Source organism: Nitrospiraceae bacterium (genome assembly GCA_019637075.1).
Classification (GTDB): domain Bacteria; phylum Nitrospirota; class Nitrospiria; order Nitrospirales; family Nitrospiraceae; genus JAHBWI01.
This window is the reverse complement of sequence record JAHBWI010000002.1, coordinates 76,459-93,022: the sequence shown is the minus strand read 5'-3', so window position 1 is coordinate 93,022 and position 16,564 is coordinate 76,459. Positions and strand designations below refer to the sequence as shown.

Sequence of the window (16,564 nt, the reverse complement as noted above, 5' to 3'; positions counted from 1 at the left end):
TGCAAAATGCCGCGGTATGAGCCGTCGTATTTCTCGAAACAAGTGCATCACATCGGTTGAACCTGAAAGTCGCGACATGCGAATCATGCGCATATGACGAAAACCATACTATTTCAGGTCTTCCTGTTTTAGAGTGACACGGTCGGTGAGTCATTTATCAACAAGGAGGCTGAAGCGAGAGGAAGACAGTGTGTTGCATTGGCATGCGCGGCGCTGTTCGCGATGGCGGCAGCGGTGGAAGCGAAGACTGTGAAGGTGGAGATGACGGCCGTGGAGACCGACGTGGTCGTCGACGGCGAGGGCACGACGTACAGTGCCTGGACCTTCAACAATCAGTATCCCGGTCCCGTGATCCGGGTCGAGCAGGGCGATCTGGTCGACTTCAGCTTCACGAATCCGGAGACGAACGGCCGTCCGCACTCCATGGATTTCCATGCTGCGCAGACCGATTTCTTGATGCATTACCGGGAACTCCGTCCCGGTGAGTCGCTCCAGTACACCTGGGAAGCCAAAGAGCCGGGGATTTTCGTGTACCACTGCGGCGCGTCGCCGATGATTCAGCACGTGGCGCGGGGGATGATGGGTGCCATCATCGTGGACCCCAAGGATAAGAAATCCATGCCCGTTGCCGATCGCGAATATGTTCTGGTGCAGAGCGAGCTATACAAAGATCCGGACGACGTGCAGGGCATGTTCGATCGGAAGTATGAGAATGTCGTGTTCAACGGCGGCGTCTTTCGCTACGACCCGGTGCACAGCAAGAGCGGCGGGCATTTCCTCGAAGCCAAGCCGGACGAGCGGGTGCGGTTTTATTTCGTGAACACCGGTCCGAACAATTTTTCCGCGGTCCACCCGATCGCGGAGTTGTGGGAAGATGTCTGGGAGAGCGGCAATCCTGCCAACCGTCTCCGGGGCGTGCAGACCTACATGGTTCCGCCGGCAGGCGCCGCGATCATGGACATGGTGGTGGATAAGGGGGAAGGCGTGGTGCCGATCGTGACGCATTCTTTGACCGATGCGTTGCGCGGTGCGATCGCCATCCTCAAGGTCCACAAGGATGCGACAAACCTGCCCTTGATGCCTTTCATCGCGTCGGGGAAGGTGAAGTCGGCAGCCGCTCACTAAGGAGCAACTGAGTCGTCATAGGTTCTGCGAGGCGAACGGCCGGCATGCCCATCCATGGGGTGCCGGCCGTTCTGTTTCGTGAGCAGTCGACCAGGCCCTTAAGGTGGTCCTGCGGAGGCTTCCCTACGACGCCCAAGTCGTGAATCTCTATCTCGCATTGCTGCGAGGTGGTGTGCTGCATGGGAAGGACTCCGGACTATCAGTGTCAGGACTTGACGATCGAAGTTATCGGCGTGTGGGATACCGTCGGGGCCCTCGGGAGCCCGCTTGGGCTTTTCAGCGGGCTCGGCCATTTCCTGTTCCGATTCCACGACACGGCGCTGCATCCGAACGTGCGGTTCGGTTATCACGCGGTGGCGATCGACGAAAGGCGCGAAAGCTTCGCCCCGAGCTTATGGGGCGCGCGTGAAGGAGTCGAACCGGTGTGGTTTGCCGGCATCCATGCGGATAGCGGCGGGGGGTATCAGGAAACCGTGCTCTCCGACCTCGCGCTGAGTTGGATGCTCACGAAGGTGCAGCCGCATGGGGTTCTGTTGGCGCGAGTGGATTGCCGGACGTGATCGGCGATCCACTGATGATGCCGATGCACGATTCTTACAAGCCGCCGTTTGTCACCGTCCGTCCTGCCGTGCGGGCGATTCCTCCATCCGCTTTGCTCCATGCCAGTGTCGGACAACGCTGGGACAAGGCACAACCGCCCTATCGGCCCGCAAACCTTCCGCCTGAGCCGCGTAAGTACGTCGCATGAACGGAACGGGAGCGGATGGCGTAGGGCCTCATGGCCATGTGGGTACAGCGTGGTTAGCGCGGAGCGGTGGCCTTGGCCTTCGCCATCATCTTGCAATAGGTGCAGACGTCGGCGGTGGTCGGTTGGCCGCAGGAACTGCAGGGGTGGAGTGTACGCTGATCCTTTTCCGCCATGGATTCGGCGGGAGCATCCGGCTTGTTTTGCTTATCCAAGAATCCCCAGTAGAATCGCTGCTTGGTTCCTGGAGACTCTGTCTCGAGCTTGTTCAGAACGTCCTTGTACAGCAGCATCTTCGAACCCTTGGCCATCGGGCATTCGTCCACGATGTAGTCGAGGCGATTGACGATGGCATAGGCGGCAATTTCACGCTCCGTCAATCGATAGAGCGGTTTTACCTTCTTCGCGAATCCCTCCACCGAAGCAGGCAGCGACGGGCCCTGTTTCTCCAGATATTCCTCTTGCCAGTGCAGGACATTGCCCAGCAAACGGGCGGCTTCGTCATCGAGGTTATGGCCGGTGGCCATCACGTCATACTGATGTTCGATGGCGGCTCGATTGAACTGGTAACGCTTGATCGTCCCGCAGGTCGAACAGGTCGGGCGATGGATCACCATCGAGAGTTCGCGGATGCCGGCGCCTGCCTCCTGTTCCACGACATGCACGTGCAGTGTCGCCCCTTTCGGTGCCGCCACCGTTTCGGCGAATCGCTGAACCTTGCGATGCGATTCTTCGGAGTATCCGCCGATGCCGAGGTTCACGTAGAGCGCGTCGGCGCGATAGCCGAGCGTGAGGAGGATATGCCAGAGCGCGAGGCTGTCCTTGCCGCCGGAGACGGCCACGAGGATGCGATCTTCCCGGCCGAACATTTCTTGCGACTTGATCGCGCGGGCAACCTGGTCATGGACGAACTCGGTAAAGCAAGCCTTGCAAAACGCGGCATTGTGCCGCGGCAATCCAATGACCGCTCTGGTGCTGGTGGGACACTTCGTGCAGTTCATGATTCTGTGCCGGCTTTCGGGATTCGGCTGTCGGCGTTCCGCATGAGGGATGATTGGGTTGCGGGATAGCGTTCAATGATGGCTGACCGCTATACCCCTCCGGAAATGACCGGCCGGATTTCGATCTGATCCGTGTCGCGCAGGAGTTCGTCCTCGGTGACGAGTTCGTCGCCGCGGATGACGAGATGGGCCTCCACTACAAGATTCAGTTCCCGCAGCACTTCTTTGCTGCGCTTTGGTCCCTTGATCTCGACCTGGCGAGGGGGATGGCTGAGTTGAATGATCATGGGCCGATGATACGGCCCGAGACGGAAGGATTGCAAATCACCCGCGGCGGTACGCTGGCGGCACCATAGGCCGGCCGGAGCTGATCAAGACGGCATGAAAGGACGTGAGTCGACCATGCCTTTTACTGTCGTACGAGGACGCTGGATTGGCCGCGAACTACTTTCCGTAGAGTTGAAGGATTTGGTACAGGAGCAAGCCGCTCATGGCGAGGAAGAGGAGGCCGGATCCGGCGGCGAGCCATTTGTGAAACCGCGATGACTCTTCCATCATGTTGAAGGGTTTGTTGAACGGTGTGTCCTTCCAGTCAGCCTGTGTGGCCGTCATGGCAAGGTCGCCGTTGTGTCGAGTGAGTGGCGGGGTGTTCCGAATAGCCATTGTTGCGCTCCTTGTTCTCGGCGCGTCCGCAGTCGCCTCGTTGAATACCCTTACTAACGAGACCTACATATGCCATTCGCGCATCGAAACACAACCATTTCACCTGGACAAATGCCTGGCCGGTCGAAGGATCTTGTCAAACTGTATGAGTGTGGCACGCGGGGTCTTGTTGATGTGTTAGGCGTGGACAAAATGTACGTGTCGTCGCGTATTGGCGACGTATTCGAAGAAGGGCGTGTGATTCACGATTTCTGAAGTGAGTCGCGAATGATCGGTGAGGGAGAGCCCTGCGCTATTCGGCGAGGCGACGGAACCAACCGTAAAGGGCCGAGCAGGAACCGGAGGAGCGCTTCCAGGGCACAGAGCGAGAACAGAACTCCGAGGGCGATGCTGATGAGGGGGAACGTCGCCCGTCTCGTGTGCCGGCGTCAGGTGATGGCTCAATCAACGAGGTGGAGCACAGCACCGCCGAGCTTTCCAACATGCTGCTAGATCTCAGCGTCGCGAAGGGCGCTGGCTGATTCCTCGGGCGAGACGGGGTTGATGTAAAAGCCTGTGCCCCACTCGAATCCGGCGACCTGCGTCAATTTGGGGATGATCTCCAAGTGCCAGTGGTAAAACTCCCCGGTCCGTTCGTGGAGCGGGGAACTGTGTAGCATGAAGTTGTAGGCCGGTTTAGCCAGCACCTTGTCCATCCGTTTGAGCGATTCACAGAGGATCGGGGCTAAGAATTCGAATTGCCCCCGCTGGCTTTCCTCGAAATAGCCCGCGTGCCGCTTGGGCAGGATCCACATCTCGAAGGGAAATCGCGGTGCGAACGGAGTGATGCAGACGAACTCCGGGTTTTCCGCCACTACTCGGCCGCCGTCCGCCAGATCTTGCCGCATCACGTCGCAGTAGATGCAGCGTTCCTTCTGCTGGTAGTGGGCGCGGCACCCGTCGATCTCCTCCATCACGTTGGTGGGGACGATGGGGAGTGCGATCAATTGCGAGTGGCTGTGCTCCAGCGTCGCCCCGGCGGCGGCGCCGTGGTTCTTAAAGATCAGGATGTAGCGAAACCGAAGATCCTTTTTCAGGTCGAGGATGCGGTCGCGATAGGCCCACAACACGTCTTCGACCCGCTTGGGCGGAATATCGCCGAGGCCGTCGCTGTGGTTGGGGGTCTCGATGATGACTTCATGCGCGCCGATCCCGTTCATGCGGTCGTAGAGCCCGATGCCTTCCCGTCCCATCTCGCCCTCGACTTGGAGCGCCGGAAATTTATTCGGGACCACGCGCACGTGCCAATTGGGACCGTTGGGCTCCGATCCGGACGCGCGGTAGGCGAGGATCTCCCGCGGCGTGAGGCGTTCTTGGCCGGGACAGAACGGGCAAAGCGCATTGGAAGCGACCGGCGGGCAGGGCACGATCAAGTCTTGCGGCCGGCCGCTGCGCTCCGTGGAAATGATCACCCATCGTCCTACGATCGGATCGCGTCGTAACTCAGGCATCGAGTCTCCTCAAGGTTGATTTGGTAATCCAGCGATCTGGTGAGTTCAAGAGTCGAAGGACAAATGGAATAGTCGTAGGACACATCGCCAAATTATGCGGTCAGCAATTTGTCCTTTCCCCTATACTCTCCACATCGCCGATTCAAAGTCGTCGCCGGGGCGTTGGAAGGTGACGGGGTTGTGGTGCGGGTATCGCGCCACTTCCAGTTGATTCTCGGACACCGTGAGCACCAGCCGAACTTCGTCGCCGACGGCGATATCGAAGTCTTTGAACGGCACGGCCAATTCGAGGATCCTGCCGCGCGCAATGGAACTGTACTGCCGAAGCTCGTGAAAACTTCCAGTGTCGTCCGCCTGGCTGGCGATGAAGGTGTGGACGCCGGTCGGTGCGAGTGAGCAGGAGAGCCGGTATTGCTGGATGCCGCAGGAGATGGTGAGGTCCGCCGTGCACTGTTCCTGCCTGGATTGGGACCGGTCGTCCGGATCGAGCCGCAGGTAGAGGTGCTCCCGATCGAAGCCGAAAAAGATTGCGGCAAACAGCCCTTCGGATTTCCACATGGCGCCCAACGGTGGGTTGGGATTGATCATGCCGGCCCCGCGCCACTCGAAAAAATTCGAGACGGCGCCGTCGATCGTGGGCTGGACGAACGTAACCGGGAGCTGCACGAGATCCAGTTCCTGGGCCGTCCTCACCTTGACGATCGGTTCGTTGAGCATGTCCGGCGGCGTCAGGCCCGCATAGGTCCACACGTTACGCAGATGCGTGCGAAACAGCCGGTCGAACTCCTGCTTGTAGTCGGTGTCGAAGTCGTCGCCGTACCACCAAAACCAGTCGCTACCTTCAGCGGCATACAACTCGTCCCAGGCCGCCTGCGCGCGATCCGGCGGCAACGACGGGGTGACTTCCAGGAGCCGGGCCCTCGTATGTTGCAGCAGGTCCCACCCGCGGTTGTCCTCGTAGTGGCCGATCCAAATCTTGAAGTCCTGGTTGATCCAGGAGCCGGAGTGGAGTTGGGTGAGGCGTTGTGTCGGCGGCGTCGCTCCGAGCGCGTCACCGATCGTGCTCGTTCTGACACGGATGCCGTGGCCGATATGCAGTCCGTCCGGTTCAAACGCCTGGAACAACAGCGAGAGGAACCGCTCGCCGCCGTCGTGGTAATGCTCCCAGGGGTTTTCGCCGTCCAGAATCACCGGGATGATGCCTTGGGCATGGGGGATGTCATGGGCGAGGCTGCGCACGCGGCGAAGCACATCTTCCGCCGCCGAGTCCGGGGTGGTTTTATGGTAAACGAAGCCGAAGGCATCCGAAATGTCGCGGTCCCGGAACAGCATGGCAAGCGGGGGATCGGAAAATTCGGTGCGATAGGGCTGGTATAGATGATAGTGGCGGTTCCAGGCCTGGTGGGCCATTTGAATGGAGCGATAGAGCACGCCCTCGTCGGTGGCCAACCAGCGAATCCCTGCCTTCGCGAGAATCGGGAACATTTCAGGACAGACGGAGCCTTCCGACGGCCAGAGCCCAGCCGGGGCTCGGCCGAACGTGCGGGTATGGTACTCAACCGCCCGTTGGATCTGGGCTTCGGCGTCCGCCGGTGCATGGAAGCGAGCCGGGAGCGGCAGGTCGGGCCGCGCGCGGCGGGTGAACTCGGTATCGATGACCAGCGGCAGGATCGGATGAAAGAACGGCGTGGTCGTGAGTTCGACCTGGCCCCGATCCTGGAGCGCGCGATACATCGGCACGATTCGTCGGATCGCCTCCTGCTGGAGCGCGAGCACTTCCTGCTTTTCCTCCTCGGTGAATCCGCGGTTCTTTGCGCGCAAGGCGGCGAGCCGGGGGAACTGTTTCATGCTGCCGTACCCGAACCAGGCCAAATTGTGCCAGACCTGAAGGTCGAGGAAGTCCTGCGTGGAAAACGTCTTGGCGATGCGATCCAGGTCCCGCCCCTGAACGTCCGTGCCGCGTTTGACCAGCAGCTCGTGATAGCGCGGGAAAGGACGCACCATGGTGGCCCAGTTGGCTGAGAAGAAATGACGAATGAGGAAGGCCTTTTCGGTCGAGGTCAGATCGGCCGCCGGCCGTTGCGCGTATTCGAGAAAAAGGTCTCGTACGCGGCCGGTTGAAAATTCCTCGAGCTGGAGCAGGAGCGACGGGGTGAAGTTAAACGTCGATCGAGCGTGTGGATACTGCTCGAGAATGAAGGCCATGTCGTAGTAGGCCTTCGTCGCATGGAGGCGCACCCAGGGCATACTCGCGGACCCCGCCACGGGGTCCGTGTAGTACGGCTGGTGCATATGCCAGAGGAAGCAGAGGCGAATGTCTTTCATCGTGAAGTTTGTTGCAGAGTCAGGCGCAGTATGTCATAGGGGTATGAGGGTTGCAACGAACACGCGTGATCATGCAACTCGCGTAAGCCCCGACCAGTGAGGCCCTATGTCGTCTGAGCAGATCGCATCCCCTTCCGCGCAACATCTTCAGGACCGTTCGATCGCGTTGAACCTCTGGTATTGGGGCCCGGTGGCGGCGTATGCCGCGTTGATCTTCTATGGGTCCTCGCTCTCTGCCACGCCGGAGGCGGTCTCTTCCCTCATGAAAGAAGTGTCGGACAAAGTGCTGCATTTCTGCGAGTACAGCGTGCTTGGAGCGCTCACCTTTCGAGCCTGCCGTCACGCCGCCGGTCCAACCATTGCGCAGTCCGCATTTTCTTATGCCGTTGCCTTTTGCGCCTGCTACGGGGCGAGCGACGAAATTCACCAGCTCTTTGTTCCGTTTCGGGAAGCCGATGTGCTGGACTTGGTGGCCGATGTCGCCGGAGCCTCGGCCGGTGGCTTGGTTTGGAGTGTGCTGGGGCGAGAGCGAATCTAGCACCCCGTCGTTCCGTAACCGGACCAATTTATCGGTTCACCGGATCACTAGGTTCCCAACGGAGTAACCTCATCTCCGATGTGCTGTGGCGTCAGGTTTCCGCGTTTCAACCGGTGAATCCCGTAGTGCTTTTCGATCGGTTCCCCTGCGGCATCCGCAATCTTTCGACACTGCACGCAACGGAGCGCGCGGACCCACACATGTCCGCCGGCATCGATGGTGTCGACATAGACGTCGGCCACGAGATGTCCTCGGCACAGGGGACATTGTGATGCGAGCGCCGGCGACGGGGCCGCTGCGGTGCGTTTTGCCTGTGTCCGTGGATGGACCTGATGGGCGTTCATGCGCGTATACCTCCCTGCTGCCGGTGGTCGAGGGATTGCCAGGGACGATGAAGGGAGCAAGGATAGTGCCGCTTGCGTCGCAACGCCTGCTGTCCTTCTTTGGTCGACGATATCCCGCGATAGAAACGACGAAGCAGCCCAGAGACGCGGTGATGGCAGGTCGTTACGCAGGTACCGGCGTCGGGACCAGGCGCGCTGATTGCGTAGTCTCTCGTCGCTCCGTACAAGATGTGTGTGTTCACACTGTTCTTCATTGGACAGCCCGCGCCTTGCGCGAATGCTGCGAGAACGGAAACAGTCGCTTGTCCTCCAACCCGGCAGGAATGTCCGGACTCCGGAAAGCTTGTGCTGCCGTCGGGAAAAAAGGTCCCGGTACCGGGGGACACATGCGGCAATCGCGGGATGGCAGACGTGAGACGCGAGATGCGTCTATCTCGATGGTGCTGTTCGTCTCGGACGTCTGGTTTCATCACTCTCCCGCCATTGCCACGTAGGGCACGATGTCGCAGCGACAGCCTTCACCTTTCTGGTCGACCCACATGTGGAAATCGCCGGTGTCCTGCTCGTCGTACCAATAGAAGAGCGGGTACGGCATTGTTTCGACCACGGTGTTTCCGAAGGCGTTGTGTTCCGCTTGAATGATCTGGCGGGCGGTTTTGAAATCGACAATGCCGTTCCCGGCCAGTGAATACTCGCGGATGTAGAGTCCGGCCACGACGTTCACGTCTTCGTTGATGAGCCGTTCAGCGCCTGGTTCCGCTGGTAGCTGCTGAGAAAAAGCAGGAAGGGCTATGGCGGTGAGAAAGGTGAAGAGGCAGAGACTGAATCCGGCGCGGCGTAAGGTACGCATAACTTCCCCCTCGTGTTGGTGGTGAGTCCGACCAACCTTCGTGATACCGACGAGGTGCGCGCCTCACTGAGTAGAACAGCAAGTCTGATGCCGTTCCTATCTTTCTCTCGGTTCGCTGGAAGGCAATCTTGAGTGGGGCAGGAAGGGGCGCCTGATCGCATGGCCTGGAGCCGCGTTTGGCGCGGGTGGGGCATTCGGCGACAGGGAAATTTTTCTAGGACGTCTGTAGGACGATCGCGCAGGGCGAATCAATGAGTCCTGCGCGGAACCTGACTGTGTCGTCAGGCTCCTGACAGGCCAGTAATGTCTGCGCTACCAGGCGTAAGCTTCCGGGGCTGGACCGCCGGGTCCCGGAAAGATCTTGTCGAGCTGCTTCAGCGTCTCGCGGTGCAGGGAAAGCTTGACCGCGCGCATCGCACCGTTCAATTGCTCCAGCGTGCGCGGGCCGATGATCGGCGCCGTGACGGCCTTCTGCTGCAGCAACCAAGCGAGGGCCACATCAGCCGGGGCTTCGCCCAGCTTCTTGCACAACTTTTCGTAGGCCTCGAGCTTTGTCCGGTGAGTGGCGATATGCTTCATGACATCCTTCTCCGCTCTGCGGCCTGCCGCGGCCTTGGCCAGGGCGCCCCCCAGCATGCCTCGCGCGAGAGGGCTCCAAGGGATCAGTCCGATGCCGTAAGCCTCGCAGGCGGGAATGACTTCCAATTCCACGGTCCGCTCGGTGAGGTTGTACAGGCTCTGTTCCGACACGAGCCCGAGAAAATGGCGCGCTTTTGCCGACTCCTGCGCCTGCGCCACGTGCCAGCCTGCGAAATTGCTGCTGCCGACATAGAGGACCTTGCCCTCTCGGACCAGTTGTTCCATCGCTTGCCAGATTTCATCCCACGGGCAATCCCGGTCGATATGGTGCATTTGATAGAGATCGATGTAGTCGGTCTGCAGACGGCGCAGACTGTCCTCGCAGGCACGCTTGATATGGAGCGCCGAGAGCCGTTGCTCGTTCGGCCACTCTCCCATGCGGCCGAAAACCTTCGTGGCAAGGACGACCCGATCACGTCGGCTGCCGCCTTGCGCAAACCAGCGCCCGACGATTTGCTCGGTCACGCCCTTCCCGAGTTTCCAACCGTAGACGTTTGCGGTATCGAAAAAATTGAGGCCGAGCTCCAGGGCGCGATCCATGATGCGATGGCTGTCGGCTTCCGTCGTATGGGGGCCGAAGTTCATCGTGCCGAGACAGAGACGGCTGACACGGACCCCCGATCGACCGAGGTGCACGTACTGCATGGCGGCTCCTTTCTTTCGTGACCCAGCATACGCATGGAGCGTGAGCGATGACAACGTGCTTCACGCACACGCGCGTTGCAATGGGGGAGTTTCTGCTGGCCATTCGAAGAGTTTTGGATATAATGCCCACATATGACAACGACAAATCCTGCCGCACCTGCCAAACCGCTTGCACCTCCTGATCCTGATCGCATTGCCCAGACGGTTGCGAACAAATTGCCGTTCAGGGCTGCGTTTGCCGCTATGGTTCAGTTGGCGGGCGATGCGTCGAACCGCAGATATTTCCGTGTGACGCTCAAGGGGCCTCCCGCCGGGGTCATCCTCATGCAGTTGGCGGAGCCGGAAGGGTTCAAGCAATCGGAGGAAGCGGTCAGCGGCTCCTCGGTGCAAATCACCGAACTCCCCTTTACGAATGTGCTCACGCATCTTCGGAAGACGGGGGTGACGGTTCCGCAGCTCTATCACTATGACCGCGAGGCGGGGCTCCTGTATCTGGAAGATTTTGGCGATCTGACGTTGGCCGAGTCCTGCCGCGATGCGGATCGCGCGACGATTCAATCTCTCTACGGCGAGGCGATTCGGCAACTCGTGGAGTTCCAGGTGAAGGGGACGACGCCGGCCGCGCCTGGATGCATCGCATTCCACCGTCGCTTCGATGTGCCGCTCTTGATGTGGGAGTTCGACCATTTCTTGGAATACGGCATCGTGGCCCGCAACGGGAAGCCGATGGCGTCGGCCGACGAGCAGGCGATCAAATCCGAGTTTCATCGGATTGCCGAGCTGCTGGCAGGCCAACCTCAAGTGTTCGTTCACCGCGATTACCATTCGCGGAATCTGATGGTGGATCGGGATCGGATCGGGATCATCGATTTTCAGGACGCCCTCATGGGCCCGGCAACCTACGACCTTGCGTCGTTGTTGAAGGATGCCTACATTCAGTTGGACGAGGCGGTGGTCGATCACCTCATCGACCGATTCCTGGACGGGCTGGCGTCGCACAAGCAGGGCTGGGCGGACCGGGCGGCATTCCGTCGACTGTTCGACCTGACCAGCATTCAGCGGAACCTCAAGGCGGCGGGACGATTCGTCTACATCGACCGCGTCAAGCACAACCCCAAGTTCCTGGCCGATATCCCGCGCGTGTTGGGCTACGTCAAACGCAACCTTGGAAAGTATCCTGAACTGGCGATCCTGCAGCGCCATCTCGCGCCCTATGTGCCGGAACTGCGCTAGAACGAAAAGCGTGAAACGGTAGACGTGAGCGACGGAATTGCATCTGACGTCTTACGTTTCACTTCTACCGATAGAAGAAGATGAAAGCCATGATCCTTGCGGCGGGGTTCGGCACCAGGCTGAGACCGCTCACCAACGTCGTTCCGAAGCCCCTATTGCCGGTCGCAGGGACGCCCCTCATTGTTTGGAATCTCCTCCTCCTCAAGCGGTATGGGATCCACGAGGCCATCATTAACCTGCACCATCTTGGCCCGATGATTCAGCGGGCGCTGGGAGATGGGGATAAGTTCGGTCTGCGCCTGACCTATTCGCAGGAGCCGGTGATCCTGGGCACGGGTGGTGGGATCAAGCAGGCAGAGCCGAACTTTAACGGCGAACCGGTGCTGGTTCTGAATGGGGATACGCTGTTTGAGTTGGATCTCGGTGCCGTAATCGCGTTTCACCACAGGCAGCAGGCTGCGGCTACGATGGTGTTGCGACGAGATCCCGATGCAGCGAAATGGGGATTGGTCGAGGTGAACGCCAGGGGCGAGGTGGTCCGGATCACGGGCCGAGGCCTGGCCTCAACCGAACCGACCCAAGCCCGTATGTTTGCCGGCATCCATATCCTCCATCCGAGGCTCCTGCATTCGTTGCCGGCCGGGAAGGAATCCTCGATCATCGATGCCTACGTGAGAGGCATTCAGGACGGCGAGCGCATCGTCGGGTATGATTTCGACGGGTACTGGACGGATGTCGGAACGCCCGACCGATACGCTCAAGTCGAGCATGATGCCGCTGCCGGGTTGATCAGCCTCGCCGCACGTCAGCAGTTCGTGGGAAATGAGCGCGTATAGGCTGTAGCGTACGGCTATTTCGTGAAGCCTTGCCGGTGCGGCAAAAGGAGATACCCTTCATGAACCACCACCGACGCTGTTCTACTGCTCTTCGGGAGTGGCTTTGCGCTGCTTGATGAGTCTGGCCAGGTAGGTTCGTTGCAGGTCGAGGAGTTCGGCAGCCTTCGTCTGATTGCCTCCCGCCTTGCCCAACGCCCGTTCAATGATGTAGGCGCTGTGGGCTTCCATCGATTCATGATAGGTCAGGTTCAGGTAGGGGAGTTCGTCTCCTCCCGCCGCCCGGAGTGGTTCGTCCGGTGACAGGGCCAGGACTTCCGGTTCGATCACGTCACTCGGGCTCAGGACGACCGCGCGGGAGATGACGTTGTCCAACTCTCGAATGTTTCCCGGCCAAGGGTAGCGGGTTAAGGCAGCGCGGGCCGCAGTGCTGAGCGTCATGCCGGGCCGCTTGGCCTCGATGGCGTGGCGCTCCAAGAAGAAGTCGGCCAGCGTTGCAATATCTTCCGTCCGTTCCCGCAAGGGCGGGAGGGTGAAGCTGACCACGTTGAGCCGGAAGAACAGATCCTCCCGGAATTGTCCTGCCTTGACGGCCTGCTTCAAGTCCTTGTTCGTGGCCGCAATGAACCGCACATTGACCGAGACGGGCCTGGTTCCGCCGACTCGGTGAAACTCCCGGTCCTGTAAGACGCGAAGCAACTTCGCCTGGAGCGGAAGCGACATATCGCCGATTTCATCGAGAAAGACCGTCCCGCCTTCGGCCATTTCCAACTTGCCCTTCTGCTGACGGTCGGCTCCTGTGAAGGCCCCGCGCTCGTGACCGAAGAGTTCATTCTCCAGCAAGGTTTCGGTGAGCGCCACGCAGTTGATGACCACCATCGGCGCGCTTTGACGAGGGCTCCATTGGTGGATCGAGCGTGCGAAGAGTTCCTTGCCGGTTCCGCTCTCGCCCAACAACAGTACTCCGGCGTCGGACTTTGCCGCGCGCTGCGCAGATTCGATGACAGTACGAATTTTCGGGCTGTTGCCCACGATCGTGGCATATCGGTTGCGCAGATCCGACTTCAGGACCGCGACCTGGCGCTTGAGGGAATCGCGCTCCAGCGCCTTCTGGATCACGATCAGCAGGTGATCCTTTTCGAGCGGCTTGGTGAGGAAATCGTAGGCGCCCTGGCGCATCGCCTCGACCGCATCCGGAATAGTGCCGGCGGCGGTCATCACGATCACGGGTAGTTCCTCGATCTGTCGGCTCTGAGCGAGGCGTTTGAGCACGTCCATGCCCTTGAGGCGCGGCAGATAGAGGTCGAGCAACACCAAGTTCGGCGACTCCTGCTCGATCAGTTCGAGCCCGCGCTGGCCGTCGCCCGCCGTGACGGTCTTGTATCCGCTCGCATCCAAGCGATCCTGCAACATCGTCACGATGTCCTGATCGTCGTCGACAATGAGGATCTTGGCTTTCATCGTGACACCGCGAGGCGTAAGACGCCTAATGTGAGAGGAGGCAAGTAAAATGGGAGATATGGTGACAGGGATTCAGCCTGTGTGAATATCGCGGTCATTGCTCGTGCCATCAGCTATTCGCCCTACGCTCTCGGTCTTACCCTTCCATCACGTTCATCACGAGCCCGGTCAGCGGCTTGGGGAAGAAGTAGGTGGACTTATGCGGCATGCGCTCACCGGCGGAGGCGACGGCCTGAACTTCGGCAACCTTCGTCGGGTTCAGCAGCAGTGCGGCGGTGCCCGTGCCTTTGATGACCCAATCCAAGGCCTCGTGCTCGTCCTTTGTGTAGAGAATGGCTTCCTGCTCCTGCTGCGTGGGGCAGAGCGCCGGCACGACATGCTGCTGCAGCAGCGAAACGTCGAGCCGATCACGCGGCGAAGTGGCCTGTGAGGGGCGCAGTTCCGAATGAAGCGTCAACAGGTGGTAGGCCTGGTCCTTTTGCACCGCCAACCCGAAAACCGGTACCGACTGTCCCTTGCTTCGCAAGGCTTCAAGAAATTCCCGCCGTACGGAGGTTTCATTTCCAAGGTTCCAGACGAACGACTGAATCTCGCAGGTTTTCCCGAGCAGGTTCTTCAGGTCCGCAATGGCCGGTACCTTGGTGGTCGGCACACGATGGGTCGGCAGCACGGTGAGGCCCTTGTCTTCCAGGCTCGCGAACAACATGAACACGTTGTCATAGGGCTGAGGGCCGGTCACGGCGCCAGCCTGCTGTCTCCTGGCACGACGATAGTTCAACGCCGTTTCATATCGGTGGTGTCCGTCGGCGATGAAGAGCGGTTTGGTGTCCATCAACGCGACGACCTTCGCCAGCACGGCCGGGTCGCTCACACTCCACAAACGTTGGCGAAAGCCCACATCGTCTTGAAAGTCGATGCGCGGTTTGGTCGACCCAATGGCCTGCTCCAAGAGAGCCAGTACCTCGTTCTTGGGATCTGAATAGAGCGAAATGATCGGGCTGAAGTTGGACCGGCAGGCCTCGAGCAGATTCAATCGGTCGCTCTTCGCGGCCGCCCGGGTGTTCTCATGTGGGAGAATCTTGCCGGAGCTGAACTCCTCCAATTGCATCGTGGCCAGAAAGCCTTTGAAGAGACGGGTCGGGGTGCCGGGCGTCGAATAGGGCGGCTGATATTCGATCGTGTGGTAATACACGGCCGGCTCCGCATCCCGCTTGAGGGCTCCAGCGGTCATCCACTCCTTTAAGGCCACCGCCGCACGGGTGTATTTGTTGCCAGACGGACCATCGCCGGCCTGTTCATATCCCAATTCCAAGCGGATGACGTTGTGAGGGTTCCGCTCGTGCAACGTCTTCTGCAGCGCGCTGTCGATGATGTCGTAAGGCGGCGCGACGACTTGCCGGACATCGCCGACGGTCGCTGGGTTGTAGAGTGTGCCGCGGAAGGGAATGATGTGTGCCATGCCGGTTCATATCCTTTTCGTTGCTGGTGACGGTTGTTGTCTGCTTGCCCGGGTCGGGCCGGGGTATTTCGGGGACGCGCCTGCGATGAGCGGCAAACCGGCGTGATCAGGACGGAAGGAACTCAGCGGTCGCGAGTCACCATGTAGTCGGCGGCGATGGACAGGGCGCGCTTGGCAGTGCTGTCGTGAAACAGGTCGAGGTCGCGCTTGGCTGCGGTGACGAACGCGTGAGCCCGCTCCATAGCGTAGCTGAGGGACCCGTATTCGTGCATCAGTGCGGTGATGCGACGCAGTTCCTCGTCGGTGAGGGTCCTGGTCTCCATCCGATCCTTGATCAATTGCCGGTCTTCGTCCGAACAGTGCTGCAGCAAGTGAAGCAACGGGAGCGTGGCTTTGCCCTGCCGCAAATCTTGTCCCAAGGCCTTGCCCAGGTGGTCGCCGTTGGCGGCGTAGTCCAAGGTGTCGTCCGCCAACTGAAAAGCGATGCCGATCCGTTGCCCGAAACGGAACAGGGCTTCCTGCAGTTCTTCGGTTGCGCCGCCGATGATCGCGCCGATCTTGCAGGCGGCGGCGATCAACCCCGCGGTTTTGTGTTCGATGATTCGGAGGTATTCCGATTCCGGCATCAAGGGATTGCCGTTGTAGTAGAGCTGGAGGACTTCGCCTTCCGCCATCTTCCGGCAGGCCTCGGACAATGCTTCATTGATGCCCTGGTTGCGGAATTCGACGATTTGGCAAATGGCCCGGGAATACAGGTAATCTCCGACCAGAATGCTGATTTGATTGCCCCACACTTTGCGGGCGGCTCTGCGTCCCCGGCGCAGGTCGGCGTCGTCGACGACGTCGTCATGCAACAGGGTGGCGGTGTGGATGAATTCGACAAGACTGCCGACGACATGGTGGTCTCGGCCGGCGTATCCGCAGAGATGCGCGCTCAGGAGTACGAAGAGAGGACGGATGCGTTTGCCGCCGCTGCTGAGGATGTGCGCCGCCACCGTATTGACCAAGGCCACGCTGGAGTCGAGGTTTTTTCGGACCTGTTCCTCGACGCCATCGAGTTCCTCGCGGTACACGTCCCACACGTCCGCCATGGTGTGCAAAGTCAGCGTAGTGGGTCCATTCGGCATGGGGCGGATAGTAGGTCAGAAAACTTGGCTAAGTCAAGGTGTGGGAAGCGGGTTTTTCCCGTCGGCCGTGGTTCGCTTCTCTTGAC

17 protein-coding genes are annotated in these 16,564 nt (G+C 60.0%); 6 read left to right on the top strand and 11 right to left on the bottom strand.

Annotated elements, in window-relative coordinates:
* The first annotated feature begins 222 nt into the window (after positions 1-222).
* From KF814_04715 to KF814_04705, 3 genes are all read left to right on the top strand, one after another.
* Positions 223-1,125 carry a multicopper oxidase domain-containing protein gene (locus KF814_04715; protein MBX3235432.1) on the top strand — a complete coding sequence of 301 codons (903 nt, stop codon included), beginning with the start codon at positions 223-225 and terminating at the stop codon, positions 1,123-1,125.
* A 179-nt stretch (positions 1,126-1,304) separates the two neighbouring features.
* Complete coding sequence (locus KF814_04710) at positions 1,305-1,685, top strand: DUF2235 domain-containing protein (GenBank protein MBX3235431.1); 381 nt, start codon at positions 1,305-1,307, stop codon at positions 1,683-1,685.
* Positions 1,682-1,873: a hypothetical protein gene (locus KF814_04705; protein ID MBX3235430.1), complete on the top strand. Its 192-nt coding sequence runs from the start codon at positions 1,682-1,684 to the stop codon at positions 1,871-1,873. The genes KF814_04710 and KF814_04705 overlap by 4 nt, the downstream gene beginning before the upstream one ends.
* 53 nt (positions 1,874-1,926) lie before the next feature.
* Here the strand turns inward: KF814_04705 and KF814_04700 are convergent, their stop codons facing one another.
* From KF814_04700 to KF814_04680, 5 genes are all read right to left on the bottom strand, one after another.
* Positions 1,927-2,871 carry an adenine nucleotide alpha hydrolase family protein gene (locus KF814_04700; protein MBX3235429.1) on the bottom strand — a complete coding sequence of 315 codons (945 nt, stop codon included), beginning with the start codon at positions 2,869-2,871 and terminating at the stop codon, positions 1,927-1,929.
* Between the two features lie 89 nt (positions 2,872-2,960).
* A complete protein-coding gene (locus KF814_04695; GenBank protein MBX3235428.1) occupies positions 2,961-3,158 on the bottom strand; it encodes a thiamine biosynthesis protein ThiS in 198 nt (65 codons plus the stop codon).
* A gap of 157 nt (positions 3,159-3,315) precedes the next feature.
* The gene (locus tag KF814_04690; GenBank protein ID MBX3235427.1) at positions 3,316-3,534 is read right to left on the bottom strand and encodes a hypothetical protein; all 219 of its coding nucleotides are present in this window, start codon (positions 3,532-3,534) and stop codon (positions 3,316-3,318) included.
* Positions 3,535-4,022: 488 nt separating this feature from the next.
* Positions 4,023-5,024, bottom strand: a complete 1,002-nt coding sequence (locus KF814_04685; GenBank protein ID MBX3235426.1) for a DUF4931 domain-containing protein — start codon at positions 5,022-5,024, stop codon at positions 4,023-4,025.
* 120 nt (positions 5,025-5,144) lie between these two features.
* On the bottom strand, positions 5,145-7,349 hold the full coding sequence (locus KF814_04680; GenBank protein ID MBX3235425.1) for a hypothetical protein: 2,205 nt from the start codon (positions 7,347-7,349) through the stop codon (positions 5,145-5,147).
* Between the two features lie 106 nt (positions 7,350-7,455).
* Here KF814_04680 and KF814_04675 point away from each other — a divergent pair, with 106 nt between their 5' ends.
* Entirely contained in the window at positions 7,456-7,887 is a 432-nt protein-coding gene (locus KF814_04675) for a VanZ family protein (GenBank protein ID MBX3235424.1), read from the top strand.
* A 47-nt stretch (positions 7,888-7,934) separates the two neighbouring features.
* Here the strand turns inward: KF814_04675 and KF814_04670 are convergent, their stop codons facing one another.
* From KF814_04670 to KF814_04660, 3 genes are all read right to left on the bottom strand, one after another.
* A complete protein-coding gene (locus KF814_04670) occupies positions 7,935-8,231 on the bottom strand; it encodes a hypothetical protein (GenBank protein ID MBX3235423.1) in 297 nt (98 codons plus the stop codon).
* A 469-nt stretch (positions 8,232-8,700) separates the two neighbouring features.
* A complete protein-coding gene (locus tag KF814_04665) occupies positions 8,701-9,081 on the bottom strand; it encodes a hypothetical protein (GenBank protein ID MBX3235422.1) in 381 nt (126 codons plus the stop codon).
* Between the two features lie 312 nt (positions 9,082-9,393).
* Positions 9,394-10,365, bottom strand: coding sequence for an aldo/keto reductase (locus tag KF814_04660; protein MBX3235421.1), 972 nt, complete (start codon positions 10,363-10,365; stop codon positions 9,394-9,396).
* Between the two features lie 132 nt (positions 10,366-10,497).
* Between KF814_04660 and KF814_04655 the strand changes: the two genes are divergently transcribed.
* Positions 10,498-11,598 carry a phosphotransferase gene (locus tag KF814_04655; GenBank protein MBX3235420.1) on the top strand — a complete coding sequence of 367 codons (1,101 nt, stop codon included), beginning with the start codon at positions 10,498-10,500 and terminating at the stop codon, positions 11,596-11,598.
* An 80-nt stretch (positions 11,599-11,678) separates the two neighbouring features.
* Positions 11,679-12,434 (top strand): NDP-sugar synthase, encoded by a 756-nt coding sequence (locus KF814_04650; protein MBX3235419.1) that lies wholly within the window; start codon positions 11,679-11,681, stop codon positions 12,432-12,434.
* 81 nt (positions 12,435-12,515) lie between these two features.
* On the opposite strand, the gene KF814_04645 is transcribed toward KF814_04650, so the two are convergent.
* The 3 genes from KF814_04645 to KF814_04635 all read right to left on the bottom strand — a co-directional run bounded on the left by KF814_04645 (position 12,516) and on the right by KF814_04635 (position 16,442).
* Positions 12,516-13,892, bottom strand: coding sequence for a sigma-54-dependent Fis family transcriptional regulator (locus KF814_04645; GenBank protein ID MBX3235418.1), 1,377 nt, complete (start codon positions 13,890-13,892; stop codon positions 12,516-12,518).
* Positions 13,893-14,028: 136 nt separating this feature from the next.
* On the bottom strand, positions 14,029-15,351 hold the full coding sequence (locus KF814_04640; protein MBX3235417.1) for a DUF1015 domain-containing protein: 1,323 nt from the start codon (positions 15,349-15,351) through the stop codon (positions 14,029-14,031).
* A gap of 122 nt (positions 15,352-15,473) precedes the next feature.
* Positions 15,474-16,442, bottom strand: coding sequence for a polyprenyl synthetase family protein (locus KF814_04635; protein MBX3235416.1), 969 nt, complete (start codon positions 16,440-16,442; stop codon positions 15,474-15,476).
* Between the last annotated feature and the right edge of the window lie 122 nt (positions 16,443-16,564).